Genomic DNA, 17,352 nt, shown 5'->3' on the forward strand with positions numbered 1-17,352 from the left:
CGCCACCCGTACCGCCAGGCAAGCCCAAGCCACTCTGGAAACTAGTGGTGGGGGCGTTTGGGTAGCAGGTCGTAGAGACCTTTGCGGGCGCCGTTGTCGTTGGCGTTGCGGGTGCGGGCGACGTCGGAGATGAAGTCCTCGAACACGAACTCGTCCGCGATCGGCACCGGCACCGGCGCGGGCTGTTGCGCGCGATGGCCGTCGACGATCTCCGCGATCTGCCGGAATGCCGCCGCTTGCGTGGTTTCCGGCGCGAACGTGGTCACCGGCGTGCCGTGCGCGGCCGCCTCGTTCATCACCACCCCGAGCGGAACGTGTGGCAGCAGCGGATAGCCGAATCTGGCCAGCTCGTCGAGCGCCTCGGTGGCGTAGGTGGACATCGGTCGACGGTAAAGCCCGGGCACCACACCGAAGTACGGGATCGGGGTGCGCTTGACCGCCTGCTCCACGTACGCCAGCTGATCGTTGAGCAGCCGCAGGGCGCGGATGCTGGTCCGGTCGGGCTGGACCGGGACGAGGATGCCGTGCGTGGTGGCCAGTGCGTTGTTGGTCAGCACGTCCAGCGCCGGCGGGCAGTCGATGACCACGTGATCGTAGTTGGCGAACTGGATGACCCTGGCCAGCTGCCAGCCCGGCACCCGGAACGCGCCGAGGCGGCGGATCAGGTCGAACATGCCGGGCGAGGTCGGGATGATGTCGAAGGCGCCGCCGGAGCCGACGTTGCTGCGCGGGTGCGGAACGACCAGTTCCTCGATCGGGCCCTTCCACGCCTTGGTGAGGGCCTTGGCCAGGCTCGGCGCCTGCGCGGGTGCCTCGGCGAGCCCGAGCATCTCGGTCGTGGCGTGTCCCTGCGGGTCCAGGTCGATGAGCAGCACCCGGCATCCGCGCTCGGCGAGCGCGGCGGCGGTGCCGACGCTCAGCGCGGTCTTGCCTACGCCGCCCTTCTGGTTGACCACCGAGGTGATCTGCACTCCAGCGCTCCCAGGTTCGTTGTTGCGGGCAAGGTTAGTGGATCAGGTTCGGCTGGGACACCCTGGTGTCCGCCTTTTTTCCTCGCGGTAAATGCGGTTCGCTCTCCTCACCGGCGCCGGACCAGCAGCGCCTGCGCACCGAAGGCGACCGGTCCGCCCAGGTCATGCAGGGTGCTGTGCGCGGTACCGACCCCGTGCGGCCCGATGACAGTGTCCCCATCGATACCGATCCATTCCCCGGCGGGCGGGCGCTGGAGGTGCACGGTCAGCTCGCTGTTGAGGAACGTCCAGTCCCGCGGATCGAGACGACTCGACACTCCGTTGCCGGAGTCGGCGACCGTGAACAGCCGCTGCAGCGGGCTCGGCTCCTCGCCCTCGACCAGCTGCACGAGCTGCCGCGCCCACACGGCCGCCGCGCCGTGACCGGCCGGGCTGCCCGAGACGCCCCGCCATTCCATCGCATGCAGGTACCCGCCCATTTCCCAGTCTTGCGGCCAGTCCGCGGGCGGGCAGTCCTCCGGCGCGGGCAGGGCGCCGGGGCTGGGCGTGGCGGCCGATTCGGTGTCGGACGTGACGAACCGCCAGGCGGAGGCGCGCGCGACCGGCCGGTGACCGGCGGTCAGTTCCGCGGTCAGCAGCTCAACGGACCGCCCGGGCCGCACTACCCCGGCATGCACGGTGAGTTCGGTCAACGGCGCCGGGCCGAGGATTTCCACGGTCACCCTGGCCAGCGCGCTCTTCCGGTCCGTGGCCAGGTTTTCCAGCGCGCGCACCAGCAACGCCGAAGGGGGCCCGAAATGCTGGGCACGCGGGTCCCACGGTCCCTCGGTGTGTGCGGTGGCGAGGAACCGGCCCTCGCCCCGGGGCAGGTAGAAAGCGCTTTCAACCATCGCCAGCGATTCGCCTTTCAAGGGGGTCTGGGGGCTGGGCCCCACCGGACGCAGTGGTTTGGGGGTTTGCCCCCGGCCGGGGTGTGGGGGCTGAGCCCCACCGGAGGCCGTGGCCTGGGGTCGCGACTCCGGACGACATCGTTTCAGTCCGCGCGGTCCAACGGAGTCTCCTCCCCGGGATCGGGCTCCGGCCAACCGGGATAGTCCGGCGGCGTGCCGCCGAAGGACGGGCACCGGGACTGGTGCGCGCACCAGTCGCACAACCGGCTCTTGTTGGGGCGGAAGTCGCCGGTCTTCCCGGCCCGCAGGATGGCCTCCCAGATGGCCTCCAGGGTCCGTTCGAACCGGCGCAGCTCCGGCTCGTCCGGTGTGTAGGCCAGCGACTGCCCGTCCGTGAGGTACATCAGCTTGAGCTGGCGTGGCACGATTCCGCGCAGCCGCCAGAGCACCACGGCGTAGAACTTCATCTGGAACATCGCCTTCGCCTCGCCGATTTCCCGTGGCGCGGCGCCGGTCTTGTAGTCGACCACGCGCAACTCGCCGGTGGGGGCGACGTCCAGCCGGTCCACGTAACCGCGCAGCCGCACGCCGGAAGTCAGCTCGATCTCCACGTGCAGCTCGCATGCCTCGGGGTCGAACCGGCGCGGATCCTCCAGCGCGAAGTAGGAGTCCAGCAGCTTTTCGGCGCCACCAAGCCATTCCGCCACGTCGGCCGGCTCCTCGTCGCCGAACAGCCCGGCCCAGTCCGGGTTCTGCGCGGACAGCTCGGTCCAGACCGGTTCCAGCAACGACTTGGCGCGGTGCGGCAGCCGGTCCGGCTGCGGCAGCGCGAACAGCCGCTCCAGCACGGAATGCACCAGTGTGCCGCGAAGCTGGGCCTTGGTCGGCAGTTCGGGCAACCGGTCCACCGCGCGGAACCGGTAGAGCAACGGACATTGCTTGAAATCGCTGGCACGCGACGGGGACAGCGCGGGGCGGCGCGCACCGAGCCGGGGATCTGCCGTTGCCGTCTGCGTCATGCCCGCACTCTATGGCAGTGCACCGACACTTCCTGTCCAGACATGCGCCGGACTCCTCGGGGCATGGCCTGTATCGTCTCCGAGTGCGACCCGGGCGCCGCCTGCGGGTTGTCCCCTTGTCGTGGTGCGCACAGGTGGCGCGTCACGGGATTCCCACAGCCGTCCCTCTACGCTGTGCTACATGGCCACCACCAGTCAGCGGCAGCCGAGGCGGGTGTTCACCACCGCGGACGGTGGTCTGCTGCTGTTCCGGGTCCAGGACGTGCCCGTGCTCCTGGCGCCCTCCTGGGCCATCGGATCACTGATCGTGATCGTGCTGTACGAGCCGATGGTGAGCCAGATGTTGCCGGACGCGAGCGTGGCCACGTCGTGGATCCTGTCGATCGCCTCGGCCCTGCTGCTCGGGGTGTCAGTGCTCGCGCACGAGCTCGGACACTGTGTCGCCGCGCTGCGCCTGGGTATTCCGGTGCGCCGGCTCCGGCTGTTCCTGCTGGGCGGGGTGTCCGAGGTGGCCCGGAGCCCGCGCGAGCCCCGGCACGAAGGGCTGGTCGCCGTCGCCGGGCCGGCCGTGTCGATCTTCCTCGCCGCCTTCTGCGGGCTGCTGCTGCTCGCGGTCCCCGCCGGTGGTGTCGCGTGGCTCCTCGTGGTCGAGTGCGCGGTCGCGAACCTCGCCGTCGGTGTCTTCAACCTGCTGCCCGGCCTGCCGCTGGACGGCGGGCGGATGCTGCGGGCCGGGGTGTGGGCGCTCACCGGGGCCCGGGCCAGGGGGACCAGGGCGGCGGTGTTCGGCGGCGGCGCGGTCGCGGCCGGACTGGTGGTGTGGGCCGTTCTGGGCCTGGCTTCCGGCAGCCCCGACCGCTGGCTGCGCCTCGGTGTGTGCGCGGTCACCGCGTGGTTCGTCGCCTCCGGCGCGGGCGACGAGCTGTCCGCGGAGGGCAACCGCAGCTGGCCGGCGGGCCTGGTGATCACCGACCTGGTGCGGCCGGTGCTCCAGTTGCCCGCGGAAAGCCCGGTGTCCGACGCGCTGGCCGCCTCCGCCGGCCGTGGGGTGGTGCTGGTGCGGGCCGACGGAGTGGCGGCCGGGCTGCTGGACGAGGCGGAGGCGCAACGACTGGCGGCGAGTTCGCCGCACGCGCCGGCCGAGTTCGCGGCCGAACGGATTCGCGCGGAGACGGTGCTGCTGACCTCCGAGTCCGGTGAGGAGATCGCGGAGCGGGTACGGGAAACCCCGGCGTGGCAGTTTCTGGTCGTCGACGACGAGGGACGGCCCGCCGGCGTGCTGCGACGGGAAGACCTGCGCGCAGCGCTGGCCCGCCGGCCTCGCTGAGGTCCGCGTCAGCCGCCGCGCGAGACCTCAGTAACCTTGCCGCCGGGCCACGATCCGCCACCTGGGCGATCGCGTGCCCCGGGTACGGCTTCGCGAGGAGGCCGGCGATCACGGAGGGTGGCAGGTTGTCAGGCAGCGGTCCGTTTCGCGCCGGAGACCGGGTACGGCTGACCGATCCGAAGGGCCGGAACCACACCGTGGTCCTGGCCGAGGGGGAGGAGTTCCATACCCACCGCGGCGCGTTGCGGCACGACGACATCATCGGCCTGTCCGAGGGCAGCGTGATCACCTCCGCGGGCGGCACCCACTACCTGGCGCTCCGGCCGAGGCTTGCCGACTACGTGCTGTCCATGCCCCGCGGCGCGCAGGTGATCTACCCGAAGGACGCCGCACAGATCGTGATGTGGGGCGACATCTTCCCGGGCGCGCGGGTGCTGGAGGCGGGTGCCGGTTCGGGCGCGCTGACCTGCTCGCTCCTGCGCGCCGTGGGTCCGGCGGGCAGCGTGCTGTCCTACGAGGTCCGTGCGGACCACGCCGAGCACGCCGAGCGCAACGTCGAACGGTTCTTCCAGGGCAGGCCGGAGAACTGGACCCTGCGGGTGGCCGACCTGGCCACGCACCGTGGCGAAGTGGACCGCGTGGTGCTGGACATGCTGGCGCCCTGGGAGGTGCTGCCCACCGTCTACGAGAACCTCGTGCCCGGTGGGGTCCTGGTGGTCTACGTCGCGACCGTGACGCAGCTGTCCACGGTCACCGAGGCGATCCGCGAGCAGCGGTGCTGGACCGAACCGGAGTCGTGGGAGACCCTGATGCGGCCGTGGCACGTGGTGGGTCTGGCGGTGCGGCCGGAGCACCGGATGGTCGCGCACACCGCGTTCCTGCTCACCACCCGCCGGCTCGCCGAGGGTGTCACGCCGCCACGGCCCCAGCGCCGGCCGAGCCGCGGCTGAGCCGCCCGTTCCGGTGTCGGTCCGGAACGGGCGGCTCCGGCTCGCCTAGTTGGTCACGCACCAGTTGCCGCCCGATTTGGTGACGGGCAGCGGGAAGTCCGCGTGACGGCCGGCCCCTTCGGCCCTCAGGTGGAGGGTGCCGGTGCTGCCGTTGATCTCCGGAGGCTCGGCGGCGGAATAGACAACCTGGTCCGGGACCTGGTCCATCATGTCCTGCAGGCTTTGCATGGTCGACGAGGACATCGTCCCGCACATCAGCGGCTGGAACCGCTGGACGTCCCTGCTGTTGTAGGCGTCGATGACCGCCGCTTGCAGCGCTTCCGGGCTCGACGTCCCGGCGCTGCTCGAGGCCGAGCTGGAGCCGGCGGGCCGGCTGCTGGGTGCGGGTGTGGAGGTGCTGTTCGCCGGTGGGGCGGCGTTGTTGTCGTCCTTGCCGGTCAGGAGCAGGGCGGTGATGCCGCCGCCGACGAGCAGCACCACGGCCACCACGGCGCCGATGATCAGGCCGGTCTTCTTCTTGGGCGGCTCACCACCCGGGTAGCCGGGGTAGGGACTCTGCTGGCCCCGGGGACCGGGCCGGCCCGGCGGTGGCTGGAACCCGCCGGGCGGGTATCCGCCACCCGGCTGTTGCTGCCCCCACTGGCCTTGGTTGCCGTAGGGATCCTGCGGTCCGTACGGGCCGGGCCGGCCGGGTTGCGGCGGGGGGTAGGTCATGGGTGTTCACCCCTTCGCGGGTTGGTCACTCGTTGATGTCGGCGCACCAGGTCGATCCCTTCTGCACCATGGGCAGCTTGGGCGTGTTGGTTTCTCCCTGGAAGGTCACGCTCACGCGGACGCTGGCCTCGGAACCAGTGACCGTCGGTGTCCCGTTCAGGCTCGCGTGGAGGGTCGGGTCGGCGTCCCATGCGGCCTGCAACTCGTCCATGTCGGCGGCCGACATCTTGGTGCACATCAGGTTCGAGTACTGGGTGATGTTCCTCGAGTTGATCGAGTCGACGATCCCCTGCGCGACGGCATCCGGGCTGGACGCCCCGGTACCGCTCGAGGACGACGAGGACGTCGAGGACGACGTGCTCTTCTTGCTGCTCGAGGCCGAGCTGGAGCCGACGGGCTGGCTGCTGGGTGTGGGGGTGCTGTTCGCCGGTGGGGCGGCGTTGTTGTTGTCGTCCTTGCCGGTCAGGAGCAGGGCGGCGGTGATGCCGCCGCCGACCAGCAGCACCACGGCCACCACGGCGCCGATGATCAGGCCGGTCTTCTTCTTGGGCGGCTCACCACCCGGGTAGCCGCCCTGCTGGCCCCAGGGGTCCGGCTGACCGAACTGCTGGGGGCCGCCCTGCTGCTGCCCCCAGGGATCGGCTTGACCGAACTGCTGGGTGCCACCCTGACCGAAGCCGCCGGCCGGCGTCGGCTGCCCGCCGTAGGGGCCCGAAGGCGGCTGCCCCCAGGAGCCGGGGTTGTTCGGCGAACCGGAGGGCGATGACTGCCCGTAGGGTCCGGTCGGCGGATAGGTCATGTGTGTTACCCCCATTGGTCGGATCAGGGTGCTCCGCTCGGACGTGTGTCGGCGGCGCTCGGTCTGGCCACGATGCGGGCCGGAAACCGGCAAACCTCGTGGACCGGTCGTGGATGGTAGCGCCGCGTGGCGGGCTGCCGCGGTCCACCGTGCACTCACCCTGGTTTGAAAGCGTGGTGTAAGGGAAGTAGCTGTGATGAACGTCGGTGTGGAGCCTTGGTTCGGCGGTGGTGACGTGGGTGTCTCCCGAACGGCCCAGTTTCCGGCGCGCGGTCACCGGCTCTCTACTTTGCGTAGTTCGGTCACCGATGCGTCGTGCACCGTGAGGGGCGCTTGCGTTACCGATTCGTTCCGGCTTTTGGTGCGACGCGCCGATCCTGTGATGCGGTTAGGTCTTTTTTTGTCGGTGATCGCCGGTACCGTGGATGAAAAGCACTCCGAGGAGGTGCCGACATGCAACACGACCTTCCCGGAGGTCGGCATGAAGAAGCCGACCCGACAGAGACGACTGGAGCTGGAACGACGCCGGACGAACAGGCGCGGCAGCTGCGTTTCCTGGAAGAGGAAGTGGCGCTGCTGCGGAGGAAATTGACCGACTCACCCCGCCAGAGCCGAGTGCTGGAACAGCGCCTCGCGGAAGCCTCCGAGCGCATTGCCCAGCTCACCGAGCGAAACAGCAAGCTGGTCGAAACCTTACGGGAGGCGCGTGGGCAGTTGCTTGCGCTCCGTGAGGAGGTCGACCGGCTGGCCCAACCGCCGAGCGGCTATGGCGTGTTCGTGGGTGCCTACGACGACAACACGGTCGATGTGTTCACGGCCGGGCGCAAGATGCGCGTGTCCGTGTCGCCGGCCGTGGACGTCGAGTCCCTGCAGCGTGGCCAGGCGCTGCGCCTCAACGAAGCGCTCACCGTTGTGGAGGGCGGCGACTTCGAACGCACCGGCGAGGTGTGTGCGCTGCGTGAGGTTCTCGCGACGACGGACGGCGACTGCGCCCGTGCCCTGGTCGTGGGGCATGCCGACGAGGAGCGCGTGGTCTGGCTGGCCGACCCGCTCGCCGAGCAGCCGCTCAAGCCGGGCGACTCGCTGCTGGTCGATGCCAAGGCCGGGTACGCCTATGAGCGGGTGCCCAAGGCCGAGGTCGAGGACCTGGTGCTGGAAGAGGTGCCGGATGTGCGATACGAGGACATCGGTGGCCTCGGCCGGCAGATCGAGCAGATCCGTGACGCGGTCGAGCTGCCGTTCCTGCACGCCGACCTTTACCGCGAGTACGAGCTGCGCCCGCCCAAGGGCGTCCTGCTCTACGGCCCGCCCGGCTGCGGCAAGACGCTGATCGCCAAGGCGGTGGCCAACTCGCTGGCGAAGAAGGTCGCCGAGGCCAGGGGCAACAAGGATGACGCCACTGGCTCCTTGGAGGCCAAGTCGTTCTTCCTGAACATCAAGGGCCCGGAGCTGCTCAACAAGTTCGTCGGGGAGACCGAGCGGCACATCCGCCTGATCTTCCAGCGAGCCCGGGAGAAGGCCTCCGACGGCACCCCGGTGATCGTGTTCTTCGACGAGATGGAATCGATCTTCCGTACCCGGGGTAGCGGGGTGTCTTCCGACGTGGAGACCACGATCGTGCCGCAGTTGCTGTCGGAGATCGACGGCGTCGAGGGGTTGGAGAACGTCATCGTCATCGGCGCCTCCAACCGCGAGGACATGATCGACCCGGCGATCCTGCGGCCAGGTCGGCTGGACGTGAAGATCAAGATCGAGCGTCCGGACGCCGAAGGTGCGAAGGACATCTTCTCCAAGTACCTGACGCCGGGCCTGCCGATCCATGCCGACGACCTCACCGAGTTCGGCGGGGACACCAAGGCCACGATCGACGCGATGATCCAGCACACCGTCGAGCGGATGTACGAGGAGACCGACGAGAACCGGTTCCTCGAGGTCACCTACGCCAACGGCGACAAGGAAGTCCTCTACTTCCGTGACTTCAACTCGGGCGCGATGATCCAGAACATCGTGGACCGGGCGAAGAAGTCGGCGATCAAGTCGGTGCTGGAGACCAAGCAGCCCGGCCTGCGTGTGCAGCACCTGCTGGACGCGATCGTCGACGAGTTCGCCGAGAACGAGGACCTGCCCAACACGACGAACCCGGACGACTGGGCCCGGATCTCCGGCAAGAAGGGTGAGCGGATCGTCTACATCCGCACGCTCGTCACCGGCAAGAACCAGGACTCCGGCCGGGTCATCGACACGGCCACGAACACCGGTCAGTACCTGTAGGTAAGGGCTCGAGATTCGGTGAGGTGTGCTCGCTTCGAGATTAGGTGGGGTGTGCTCGCGGAGGGCGCCATGATCTCTCCGCTGTGACACCGGGGGCCCAGCCCCCAGACCCCGGCCAGGGGGCAAGCCCCCTGGACCCCCGCGCCGGTGCCGGTTCGGGCGTAGCGCCCAGCCGGCACCGGCGTGTCTTTTGCTCTTAGGTGTATAACGGGCTATACTTTCGGTGTGACTGAACCCGAACCCCTCCGCCCGCGAGCGCCCATCACGGCCGCGAACGTGCTGGCCTGGCTGGAGGAGACCGCGGAGGCGGTGCGTGCCGGCGCGGTGAGTGCGGACGACCTGATCGCGGTGCTGGGGGAGCTCAGGCGGGCCTCGGCGGCGTGTGCCGACGCGTCCGACTGGGCGCTGCTGGCGGCCCGCGAGGAGGGGGCGAGCCTGCGCCAGATCGCGCCCGTGTTCGGCAAGGGCTACGTGCGTGCCCCGGCCGCGCGGCTGGAGAAGCTGCATCGTCAGGCGCTCAACTCGCAGCAGTGGTTGGAAATCCTGCGCGAACGGGCTTCCGTATAACGTCCTATACGGCGGGGCCTGGAAGAGAAAGGGAAGATCCGCTGACCAGCTGTGTTGTTCAAGACGCGCGATCGACGAACGCGTCCACGGACCGTGACCTGGCAATGCGCATCCGGCCGAGGAGGCCGGTGGCCTGCAGCCGCGTTCGCGAGGCCTTCGGCGGCGTGTCTTCCACTCGCCGGAGCACGAACACGGACCTTGAATGACCGTCATCGGACTCGGTCTGGCCGCGCTGGGCAGACCCGCCTACATCAACCTGGGAAGGACGAACGTGCTTCCCGGCGACCGGAGCGTGGCCGCGATGCGGCAGGCCACCTGGGCCGTGCTCGACGCCGCGTACCGGGCGGGCGTGCGGTGGGTGGACGTCGCCCGCTCCTACGGCCGGGCCGAAGATTTCCTGGCGGGCTGGTTGGCCGAGCGCGGGCACACCGACGTGACGGTGTCCAGCAAGTGGGGCTACACCTACGTCGGCGGCTGGCGGCTGGACGCGACCATGCACGAGGTCAAGGAACACTCCGCGAGCGGATTTTCCCGCCAGTGGACCGAAAGCCGCGACCTGCTGGGTTCGGCCATCAACCTCTACCAGGTGCACTCGCTCACCGAGGACAGCCCACTGTTCACCGACGAGCCGCTGCTGCGCGCACTGGCCGCCCTCACCGACGACGGCGTGCGTGTCGGGTTTTCCACGTCCGGCCCGCATCAGGCGAGCGTCATCCGGCGGGCGTTCGACCTCGAGGTCGCCGGCCGCCCGGTCTTCACGGCTGTGCAGTCGACGTGGAACGTGCTGGAGCCGTCGGCCGGGCGCGCACTCGCCGATGCCCACGCGGCCGGGAACCTGGTGCTGGTGAAGGAAACCCTGGCCAACGGCCGGCTGGTGGCCCGCGCTCCGGACGAGGTGACTCGGATCGCCAGGCGGCACGGCGTCGGGCCCGACGCGGTCGCGGTGGCGGCCGTGCTCGCGCGGTCGTGGGCGGACGTGGTGCTGATCGGCCCGGCCAGCCCGGCGCAGCTGGCCGGCAATCTCGCCGCCACCACGCTCGAGCTGACCCCGGCGGAACTGCGTGCGCTCGCCGCGCTCGCCGAGCAACCGGGCCAATACTGGACTCGGAGATCCTCGCTGCACTGGCAATGATCGCTTCGACTAGTCTCTGCGCCCAAACGAGTCAGCGGAGGACCGATCAGTTGCGAGCCGGGCGGGTTTTGATCATGGCGGCGGTCGTGTTGGCTGGCGTGACCGGTTGCGGGAACCGCCCCAACAATCTCGAGACCTACTACGACCAGCCGGGCAGCTCTCCGTCGACGACCGCGGAACCGGTCCAGGCCTCGCCTTCGGAGGCGGCGCAACCCGAGACGGGCTCGACCACCAGCGCTGCCGCCGAGATCGCGCAGCAGGTGTCCGCCGCGGTGCTGACCGCGCAGGACCTCGTGCACCAGGGCGCGCACGCGGCGACGACGCGCCCAGCGAACGGCGCGTGCTTCGACGCCGTCCCGTCCGGTGACCCGCGCAGTGCGAGTTGGGTCTACAACAGCGGTTCGACGCTGACGCAGCAGGTAACGGGGTATCTCGACAAGCAGGCGACGGACGTACTGGCTCAGGTGCGGTGCGGAGGCAATCAGCTCAACATGGGCGTGGCCTTGCCCGCGGGCGCGGAGATGGTGCGTGGCTGGTGCGAGGCCACCACGTGCACGGTGTTGCTCGCCCGCGGGCACGTGCTGTCCGGCCTGCAGGTCACCGCGAGCACGCCCGCCCGCGCCTCCGACGCGGTCCGCAGCCTCGTCCAGATCGCCGCCGGCCGGCTTCCCAAGGACTAGGGGCGCGGGAAAACTCGGGAGCGGTGGCGCCGGAACCACTCCAGGATGCCGACGCGGCCGTCGGGGATCAGCGGAGCGGCCTCCTCGGCCGCCCACCGCTCGAGTTCGGACAGCGGCATCCAGCGACCGGACACGATCTCCTCGGGCTGGTGCGTGATCGGCCCGTCCCAGCGGGTTTCGAACGTGTAGTTGTGGCAGCGGATCGGGGGCTCGCAGAACACGTGCGTGAACAGCGGTTCCAGCCGCACGCCACCGATCCCGAGTTCCTCGGCCAACTCCCGGCGGGCGCATTCGGCCGGGGTCTCGCCCGCCGCGACGACGCCGCCCGCCCAGCAGTCGTACATGCTCGGGAAGACGTCCTTGTCCGGCGAGCGCAGGTGGACGTAGACGCTTTCGCCGTCGAGCGAACGAACCAGCACGGACGCGGCGGCGTGCCAGAGCCCGTTCGCCCGGACCTCGCCGCGGGTCGCGCTGCCGACCACGGTGCCGTCGGCGTCATACACCGCGACCAGCTCACCAGCGGACATGACAGCCAGGCTACCGGGGACACCCGGCCGGTCCGGTCGACGCCACATCGGGGGGTTTACCCGGTCGCAACGCACGGGCCACTCACCGTTGCCGGTAGGTACCCGTAGGCTTGAGTCATGCGGCGGATCATGGGAACCGAGGTCGAGTACGGCATCGCGGTGCCGGGTGACGCGACCGCAAACCCGGTGCTGACCTCGACACAGGTGGTACTGGCGTACGCGGCGGCGGCGGACATCCCACGGGCGCGCCGGGCGCGCTGGGATTACGAGGTGGAGTCCCCGTTGCGCGACGCGCGGGGCTTCGACCTGGCCGGGCCCGGTACCCCCGGGCACGACCCCGATGTCGAGGATCTCGGCGCGGCCAACGTCATCCTCACCAACGGCGCGCGGCTCTACGTCGACCACGCCCACCCCGAGTACTCGGCGCCCGAGGTCACCAACGCACGGGACGCGGTGATCTGGGACAAGGCGGGGGAGCGGGTGATGGAGCAGGCCGCGCTCAAGGCGGCCACCGTGCCGGGTCAGCCCCCGCTGCAGCTGTACAAGAACAATGTGGACGGCAAGGGCGCCAGCTACGGCACGCACGAGAACTACCTGATGTCGCGGTCCACGCCGTTCACCTCGGTGATCGCCGGACTGACCCCTTTCTTCGTGTCGCGCCAGGTGATGACCGGGTCCGGCCGGGTCGGCATCGGCCCGCAGGGCGAGGAGGCCGGCTTCCAGCTGTCCCAGCGCTCGGACTACATCGAGGTCGAGGTCGGCCTGGAGACCACGCTCAAGCGCGGCATCATCAACACCCGTGACGAACCGCATGCCGACGCCGACAAGTACCGCCGCCTGCACGTCATCATCGGTGATGCCAACCTGGCCGAGTACTCCACGTTCCTGAAGCTGGGCACCACGGCGCTGGTGCTGGACATGATCGAGGCCGGCGAGCGGTTCGACGACCTCAAGCTGGACGAGCCGGTGCGCGCGGTGCACCAGATCAGCCACGACCCGACGTTGAAGACGAAGGTGCCGCTGGCCAACGGCCGCAAGTACACCGGCCTGGACATCCAGTTCTCCTACCACGAACTGGCCGCCGCGCACCTGGAGCGGACCGGTGGTGACGCACAGTCGAAGGAGGTGCTGCGGGTCTGGGGCGAGATCCTCGACGCGCTGGCCCGCGATCCGGCCGAGTGCGCGGACCGGCTGGACTGGCCGGCCAAGCTGCGCCTGCTGGAGGGCTACCGGGCGCGCGACAACCTGGGGTGGGCCGCGCCGCGCCTGCACCTAGTAGACCTGCAGTACTCGGACGTGCGGCTGGGCAAGGGCCTGTACAACCGCCTGGTGACGCGCGGTTCGATGAAACGGCTGGTCACCGAGGAAGAGGTGCAGGCGGCGATTACGCAACCGCCGCTGGACACCCGCGCCTACTTCCGTGGCCGGGCGCTGGAGAAGTACGCCACCTCGATCGCCGCGGCGTCCTGGGACTCGGTGATCTTCGACGTGGGCAAGGAGTCGCTGGTGCGGATCCCGACGCTGGAGCCGCTGCGCGGGACCAAGGCACACGTCGGCAAGCTGCTGGACTCCTCCGACACGGCCGAGGAACTGGTGGAGGCACTGACCGGTGCCGACTGACCCGCGCGGCGTCCGGCGTCGTTACGGAGACGGCATGGCTCCGCGGCCGGCCTTGTAGCAAGGTGCGGCAATCACGGTGACCACCACGCGCGCCCCGAAGGCCCGCTAGCGGGACGGCGGGGCGCCCGTGTCGAAGAGGTGACTCGATCCCCGGATGGACCGCCCCGTCGACACGATCGCGGTCGCGCGCAAACCCGCGGAGAAATGGACGGCGCGGATTGTCGTGACTACTGGGTAGGCTAAAGAGCAACAGCTCACCGGGAGGCGAGATGGCACAGGAAAAGATCGAGAAGCACGGTGGTGGCGACTCCGACGACGAACTGGAAGGCGCCGCGCCCGCAGGTCAGGAACGCCGGGAGAAGCTCGGCGAGGACGTGGACACCATCCTGGACGAGATCGACGACGTGCTCGAGGAGAACGCCGAGGACTTCGTGCGCGCCTACGTGCAAAAGGGTGGCGAGTAGTGGCCGCTACGAGGCCGTGGTCACGGCTTTCGCGGCACCTGACCCGGCCGAGGGGTGCTCCCGCCGGGGAGGCCGGCGGGGGGAGCCGTGGCCTGGCCGCCAAACGCTAACCTTACGCACGTCCTGGTGACGTGGCCACGCGTTCGCGCAACGGCCGCCGACAAGCACAGCCCTTCGTCGATGGGAACTACGAGCACGTATGGAAAACACGCCGGGAACTTCGGGTTCTTCGCTGCCCGCAGCCTTCTTCTCGACCACGACGTCGTCCTTTTCCGAGTTCCTCCGCATGCAGGCGCCGGACTTGCTGCCGACGGCCCCGATGGCGCCGGGGGCGTCCGCGAGCGGGTTGGATGCGCCCCACGGCACCACGATCGTCGCGGTCACCTTCGCCGGTGGCGTGCTGATCGCCGGTGACCGCAGGGCGACCTCGGGGAACCTGATCGCCACTCGGGACATGCACAAGGTCCACGTCACCGACGAGTATTCCGCGGTCGGTATCGCCGGCACCGCCGGCATCGCGTTGGAGCTGGTGCGCCTCTACACCGTCGAGCTGGCCCACTACGAGAAGCTCGAGGGCGTGTCGCTGTCGCTGGACGGCAAGACGAACAAGCTCGCCGCCATGGTCAAGGGCAACCTGGAGATGGCGATGGGCGGGTTGGCGGTGCTGCCGCTGTTCGTGGGCTACGACATCGAGGCCGACGACCCGAAGCGGGCCGGCCGGATCGTCTCCTTCGACGTGGCCGGTGGCCGGTACGAGGAAAGCGCGGGCTACCACGCGATCGGCTCGGGTTCGCTGTTCGCGAAGTCGTCGTTGAAGAAGCTCTACGACCCGGACGCCGACGAGGAGGCCGCCGTCCGGACCGCGGTGGAGGCGCTCTACGACGCCGCGGACGACGACACCGCGACCGGTGGCCCGGACGTGCTCCGGCGCATCTTCCCGACCGTCGTGACGATCACGGCCGAGCGCGGCTCCGAGCTGCTGGCCGAGGAGCAGACCGCGACGGTGGCCGAAGCGGTGGTCGCCGGCCGTGCCGAGCGGGCCGCCCAGGGCCGCAGCTGATCAGTCCCTTGTCTCACCGAGCATTTTTGGAGCACACACCGTGACCATGCCGCTGTACGCCTCTCCTGAGCAGTTGATGCGCGAGCGCTCGGAACTCGCCCGCAAGGGCATCGCACGCGGCCGCAGTGTGGTCGGGCTGAAGTATCGCAACGGTGTGTTGTTCGTGGCCGAGAACCCGTCGACCACGCTGCGCAAGTTCTCCGAGATCTACGACCGGATCGGCTTCGCCGGGGTCGGCCGGTACAGCGAGTACGAGAATTTGCGGGTGGCCGGTATCCGGCACGCCGACCTGAAGGGCTACCAGTACGACCGGCGGGACGTCAGCGCGCGGGCGCTGGCCAACGCCTACGCGGCCACGCTGGGCAGTATCTTCACCGAGCAGCTCAAGCCGTACGAGGTGGAGATCTGCGTCGCCGAGGTGGGCGCGACCCCGGCCGAGGACCAGCTGTTCCGCCTGACCTACGACGGGTCGATCTTCGACGAGCCCCAGTTCGTGGTGATGGGCGGGCAGACCGAGCCGGTCGCCAACAAGCTCAAGGAGAGCTTCGAGGAGGGCTTCGACCTGCAGCGGGCGCTGACGGTCGCGGTGGAGGCCCTGCGCGCGTCCTCGTCCGGCAACGGCGACAGCGAGCCGGCGAAGCTGGAGGTCGCCGTGCTGGACCGGGAGCGCCCGCAGCGGGCATTCCGGCGGATCACCGGAGCCGCACTGGACGCCCTGCTGCCGGCGACCGGGCCGGACGGTGACGGGGACCAGCCCGAGGCGGAGGGTGAACCGTCCGAATCGGAAGACTGATCCGTCGCGAAAACCACCCGGCCCGGACGGCGGTGATCGCCGTCCGGGCCGTCATTATGGGCGTGACCTGCGCAAACTCGGCCACCTTCCCCGGGTCTTGCGCTGCCCGATGGCGCGACGGAGCCGGCCGGGCACGCGCCGTCGCCTCCTCGCCGCCCGATCGGCCCACCGCACTTGGGCCGAAAGCGCCTAGCATTGAGTAATGCAGCGGCGGATTTTTGGCATCGAGACCGAGTTCGGCGTCACCTGCACCTTCCACGGGCAGCGTCGGCTCTCACCGGACGAGGTGGCGAGGTACCTGTTCCGGCGGGTGGTGTCGTGGGGACGGTCGTCGAACGTTTTCCTGTCCAACGGCTCGCGGCTTTACCTCGATGTGGGCTCGCACCCCGAGTACGCGACGGCCGAATGCGATGACCTGATCCAGCTGGTGACGCACGACAAGGCCGGCGAGCGGATCCTGGAGGACCTGCTCGTCGACGCGGAGCGCCGGCTGGCCGACGAAGGTATCGGCGGCGACATCTTCCTGTTCAAGAACAACACCGACTCCGCGGGCAACTCCTACGGTTGCCACGAGAACTACCTGGTGACGCGGGCCGGTGAGTTCTCGCGGATCGCCGATGTGCTGCTGCCGTTCCTGGTCACCCGCCAGCTGATCTGCGGTGCCGGCAAGGTGCTGCAGACGCCGCGGGGCGCGGTGTACTGCCTGTCCCAGCGCGCGGAGCACATCTGGGAAGGAGTGTCGAGCGCGACGACGCGGTCCCGGCCGATCATCAACACGCGCGACGAGCCGCATGCCGACGCCGAGCGGTATCGCCGGCTGCACGTCATCGTCGGCGACTCGAACATGGCCGAGTCGACCACCCTGCTCAAGGTCGGCACCGCGAACCTGGTGCTGGAGATGATCGAGCAGGGCGTGCAGTTCCGGGACTTCACGCTGGACAACCCGATCCGCGCGATCCGCGAGATCAGCCACGACCTGAGCGGGCGGCGCCCGGTGCGGCTGGCCGGTGGCCGCGAGGCGTCGGCGCTGGACATCCAGCGCGAGTACTACGGCCGGGCGGTCCAGCACGTCAAGGCGAACGATTCCGGGCCGACCGCGCGCCGGGTGATCGAACTGTGGGGCCGGGCGCTGGACGCGGTGGAGCAGCAGGACTTCACCAAGATCGACACCGAGATCGACTGGGCGATCAAGCACCGGCTGGTCGAGCGTTACCGCAGCAAGCACAACCTCGACCTGTCCAGCCCGCGCGTGGCGCAGCTCGACCTCGCCTACCACGACATCCGGCGTGGCCGCGGCATCTTCGACCTGCTGCAGCGCAAGGGCCTGGTGCGCCGGATCACCGACGACGGCGAGATCGAGCTGGCCAAGGACACCCCGCCGCAGACCACGCGGGCCAAGCTGCGTGGAGACTTCATCGCGGCGGCGCAGGCCGCAGGCCGGGACTTCACCGTGGACTGGGTCCATCTGAAGCTGAACGACCAGGCTCAGCGGACGGTGCTGTGCAAGGACCCGTTCCGCGCGGTCGACGAGCGGGTCGACCGGCTGATCGGGTCGCTGTGATCTGTGT

At 69.6% G+C, this 17,352-nt stretch carries 17 protein-coding genes; 11 read left to right on the plus strand and 6 right to left on the minus strand.

Annotation, left to right across the window (positions count from 1 at the left end; translation table 11 throughout):
• Positions 1-41: 41 nt before the first annotated feature.
• The 3 genes from A3CU_RS0107450 to A3CU_RS0107460 form a co-directional block, all read right to left on the minus strand.
• Positions 42-971 (minus strand): ParA family protein, encoded by a 930-nt coding sequence (locus A3CU_RS0107450; RefSeq protein WP_027941765.1) that lies wholly within the window; start codon positions 969-971, stop codon positions 42-44.
• 107 nt (positions 972-1,078) lie between these two features.
• On the minus strand, positions 1,079-1,861 hold the full coding sequence (locus A3CU_RS0107455) for a thioesterase family protein (RefSeq protein ID WP_027941766.1): 783 nt from the start codon (positions 1,859-1,861) through the stop codon (positions 1,079-1,081).
• A gap of 143 nt (positions 1,862-2,004) precedes the next feature.
• Positions 2,005-2,880: a RecB family exonuclease gene (locus A3CU_RS0107460; RefSeq protein WP_027941767.1), complete on the minus strand. Its 876-nt coding sequence runs from the start codon at positions 2,878-2,880 to the stop codon at positions 2,005-2,007.
• Between the two features lie 181 nt (positions 2,881-3,061).
• On the opposite strand from A3CU_RS0107460, the gene A3CU_RS0107465 reads away from it, so the two are divergent.
• Together A3CU_RS0107465 and A3CU_RS0107470 are read left to right on the plus strand one after the other, a co-directional pair.
• Positions 3,062-4,207: a site-2 protease family protein gene (locus A3CU_RS0107465; RefSeq protein ID WP_052371523.1), complete on the plus strand. Its 1,146-nt coding sequence runs from the start codon at positions 3,062-3,064 to the stop codon at positions 4,205-4,207.
• Between the two features lie 125 nt (positions 4,208-4,332).
• On the plus strand, positions 4,333-5,157 hold the full coding sequence (locus A3CU_RS0107470; protein ID WP_027941769.1) for a tRNA (adenine-N1)-methyltransferase: 825 nt from the start codon (positions 4,333-4,335) through the stop codon (positions 5,155-5,157).
• 45 nt (positions 5,158-5,202) lie between these two features.
• Here A3CU_RS0107470 and A3CU_RS49675 read toward each other — a convergent pair whose 3' ends face one another.
• Together A3CU_RS49675 and A3CU_RS43775 are read right to left on the minus strand one after the other, a co-directional pair.
• Positions 5,203-5,871 carry a hypothetical protein gene (locus tag A3CU_RS49675; RefSeq protein WP_052371524.1) on the minus strand — a complete coding sequence of 223 codons (669 nt, stop codon included), beginning with the start codon at positions 5,869-5,871 and terminating at the stop codon, positions 5,203-5,205.
• Positions 5,872-5,896: 25 nt separating this feature from the next.
• Positions 5,897-6,670 (minus strand): hypothetical protein, encoded by a 774-nt coding sequence (locus tag A3CU_RS43775; RefSeq protein WP_052371525.1) that lies wholly within the window; start codon positions 6,668-6,670, stop codon positions 5,897-5,899.
• A gap of 453 nt (positions 6,671-7,123) precedes the next feature.
• Between A3CU_RS43775 and arc the strand changes: the two genes are divergently transcribed.
• The 4 genes from arc to A3CU_RS0107500 all read left to right on the plus strand — a co-directional run bounded on the left by arc (position 7,124) and on the right by A3CU_RS0107500 (position 11,320).
• Entirely contained in the window at positions 7,124-8,941 is a 1,818-nt protein-coding gene (arc, locus tag A3CU_RS0107485) for a proteasome ATPase (protein WP_027941770.1), read from the plus strand.
• Positions 8,942-9,166: 225 nt separating this feature from the next.
• On the plus strand, positions 9,167-9,508 hold the full coding sequence (locus A3CU_RS0107490) for a hypothetical protein (RefSeq protein ID WP_027941771.1): 342 nt from the start codon (positions 9,167-9,169) through the stop codon (positions 9,506-9,508).
• A 202-nt stretch (positions 9,509-9,710) separates the two neighbouring features.
• Positions 9,711-10,640, plus strand: a complete 930-nt coding sequence (locus A3CU_RS0107495) for an aldo/keto reductase (protein ID WP_027941772.1) — start codon at positions 9,711-9,713, stop codon at positions 10,638-10,640.
• 74 nt (positions 10,641-10,714) lie between these two features.
• Positions 10,715-11,320, plus strand: coding sequence for a hypothetical protein (locus A3CU_RS0107500; RefSeq protein WP_043840745.1), 606 nt, complete (start codon positions 10,715-10,717; stop codon positions 11,318-11,320).
• On the opposite strand, the gene A3CU_RS0107505 is transcribed toward A3CU_RS0107500, so the two are convergent.
• A complete protein-coding gene (locus A3CU_RS0107505; protein ID WP_043840746.1) occupies positions 11,317-11,847 on the minus strand; it encodes an NUDIX hydrolase in 531 nt (176 codons plus the stop codon). The two genes, A3CU_RS0107500 and A3CU_RS0107505, sit on opposite strands and share 4 nt — an antisense overlap.
• A gap of 117 nt (positions 11,848-11,964) precedes the next feature.
• Between A3CU_RS0107505 and dop the strand changes: the two genes are divergently transcribed.
• The 5 genes from dop (at position 11,965) to pafA (ending at position 17,345) form a co-directional block, all read left to right on the plus strand.
• Positions 11,965-13,467, plus strand: a complete 1,503-nt coding sequence (gene dop, locus A3CU_RS0107510; protein WP_027941775.1) for a depupylase/deamidase Dop — start codon at positions 11,965-11,967, stop codon at positions 13,465-13,467.
• A gap of 269 nt (positions 13,468-13,736) precedes the next feature.
• Positions 13,737-13,931: a ubiquitin-like protein Pup gene (locus A3CU_RS0107515; protein WP_027941776.1), complete on the plus strand. Its 195-nt coding sequence runs from the start codon at positions 13,737-13,739 to the stop codon at positions 13,929-13,931.
• Between the two features lie 199 nt (positions 13,932-14,130).
• Entirely contained in the window at positions 14,131-14,991 is an 861-nt protein-coding gene (gene prcB / locus A3CU_RS0107520; protein WP_027941777.1) for a proteasome subunit beta, read from the plus strand.
• A gap of 40 nt (positions 14,992-15,031) precedes the next feature.
• On the plus strand, positions 15,032-15,784 hold the full coding sequence (gene prcA, locus A3CU_RS0107525; RefSeq protein ID WP_027941778.1) for a proteasome subunit alpha: 753 nt from the start codon (positions 15,032-15,034) through the stop codon (positions 15,782-15,784).
• Between the two features lie 202 nt (positions 15,785-15,986).
• Positions 15,987-17,345: a Pup--protein ligase gene (gene pafA / locus A3CU_RS0107530; RefSeq protein ID WP_027941779.1), complete on the plus strand. Its 1,359-nt coding sequence runs from the start codon at positions 15,987-15,989 to the stop codon at positions 17,343-17,345.
• Positions 17,346-17,352 lie beyond the last annotated feature (7 nt).

The organism is Amycolatopsis taiwanensis DSM 45107, from assembly GCF_000519205.1.
Taxonomy (GTDB): domain Bacteria; phylum Actinomycetota; class Actinomycetes; order Mycobacteriales; family Pseudonocardiaceae; genus Amycolatopsis_E; species Amycolatopsis_E taiwanensis.

Bases quoted from the DNA above. Each gene is read 5' to 3' on its own strand.
- A3CU_RS0107455 (WP_027941766.1), bottom strand. From the start codon at position 1,861: ATGGTTGAAAGCGCTTTCTACCTGCCCCGGGGCGAGGGCCGGTTCCTC.
- A3CU_RS0107460 (WP_027941767.1), bottom strand. From the start codon at position 2,880: ATGACGCAGACGGCAACGGCAGATCCCCGGCTCGGTGCGCGCCGCCCC.
- A3CU_RS0107465 (WP_052371523.1), top strand. From the start codon at position 3,062: ATGGCCACCACCAGTCAGCGGCAGCCGAGGCGGGTGTTCACCACCGCG.
- A3CU_RS49675 (WP_052371524.1), bottom strand. From the start codon at position 5,871: ATGACCTACCCCCCGCCGCAACCCGGCCGGCCCGGCCCGTACGGACCG.
- A3CU_RS43775 (WP_052371525.1), bottom strand. From the start codon at position 6,670: ATGACCTATCCGCCGACCGGACCCTACGGGCAGTCATCGCCCTCCGGT.
- arc (WP_027941770.1), top strand. From the start codon at position 7,124: ATGCAACACGACCTTCCCGGAGGTCGGCATGAAGAAGCCGACCCGACA.
- A3CU_RS0107495 (WP_027941772.1), top strand. From the start codon at position 9,711: ATGACCGTCATCGGACTCGGTCTGGCCGCGCTGGGCAGACCCGCCTAC.
- A3CU_RS0107500 (WP_043840745.1), top strand. From the start codon at position 10,715: ATGGCGGCGGTCGTGTTGGCTGGCGTGACCGGTTGCGGGAACCGCCCC.
- A3CU_RS0107505 (WP_043840746.1), bottom strand. From the start codon at position 11,847: ATGTCCGCTGGTGAGCTGGTCGCGGTGTATGACGCCGACGGCACCGTG.
- dop (WP_027941775.1), top strand. From the start codon at position 11,965: ATGCGGCGGATCATGGGAACCGAGGTCGAGTACGGCATCGCGGTGCCG.
- A3CU_RS0107515 (WP_027941776.1), top strand. From the start codon at position 13,737: ATGGCACAGGAAAAGATCGAGAAGCACGGTGGTGGCGACTCCGACGAC.
- prcB (WP_027941777.1), top strand. From the start codon at position 14,131: ATGGAAAACACGCCGGGAACTTCGGGTTCTTCGCTGCCCGCAGCCTTC.
- pafA (WP_027941779.1), top strand. From the start codon at position 15,987: ATGCAGCGGCGGATTTTTGGCATCGAGACCGAGTTCGGCGTCACCTGC.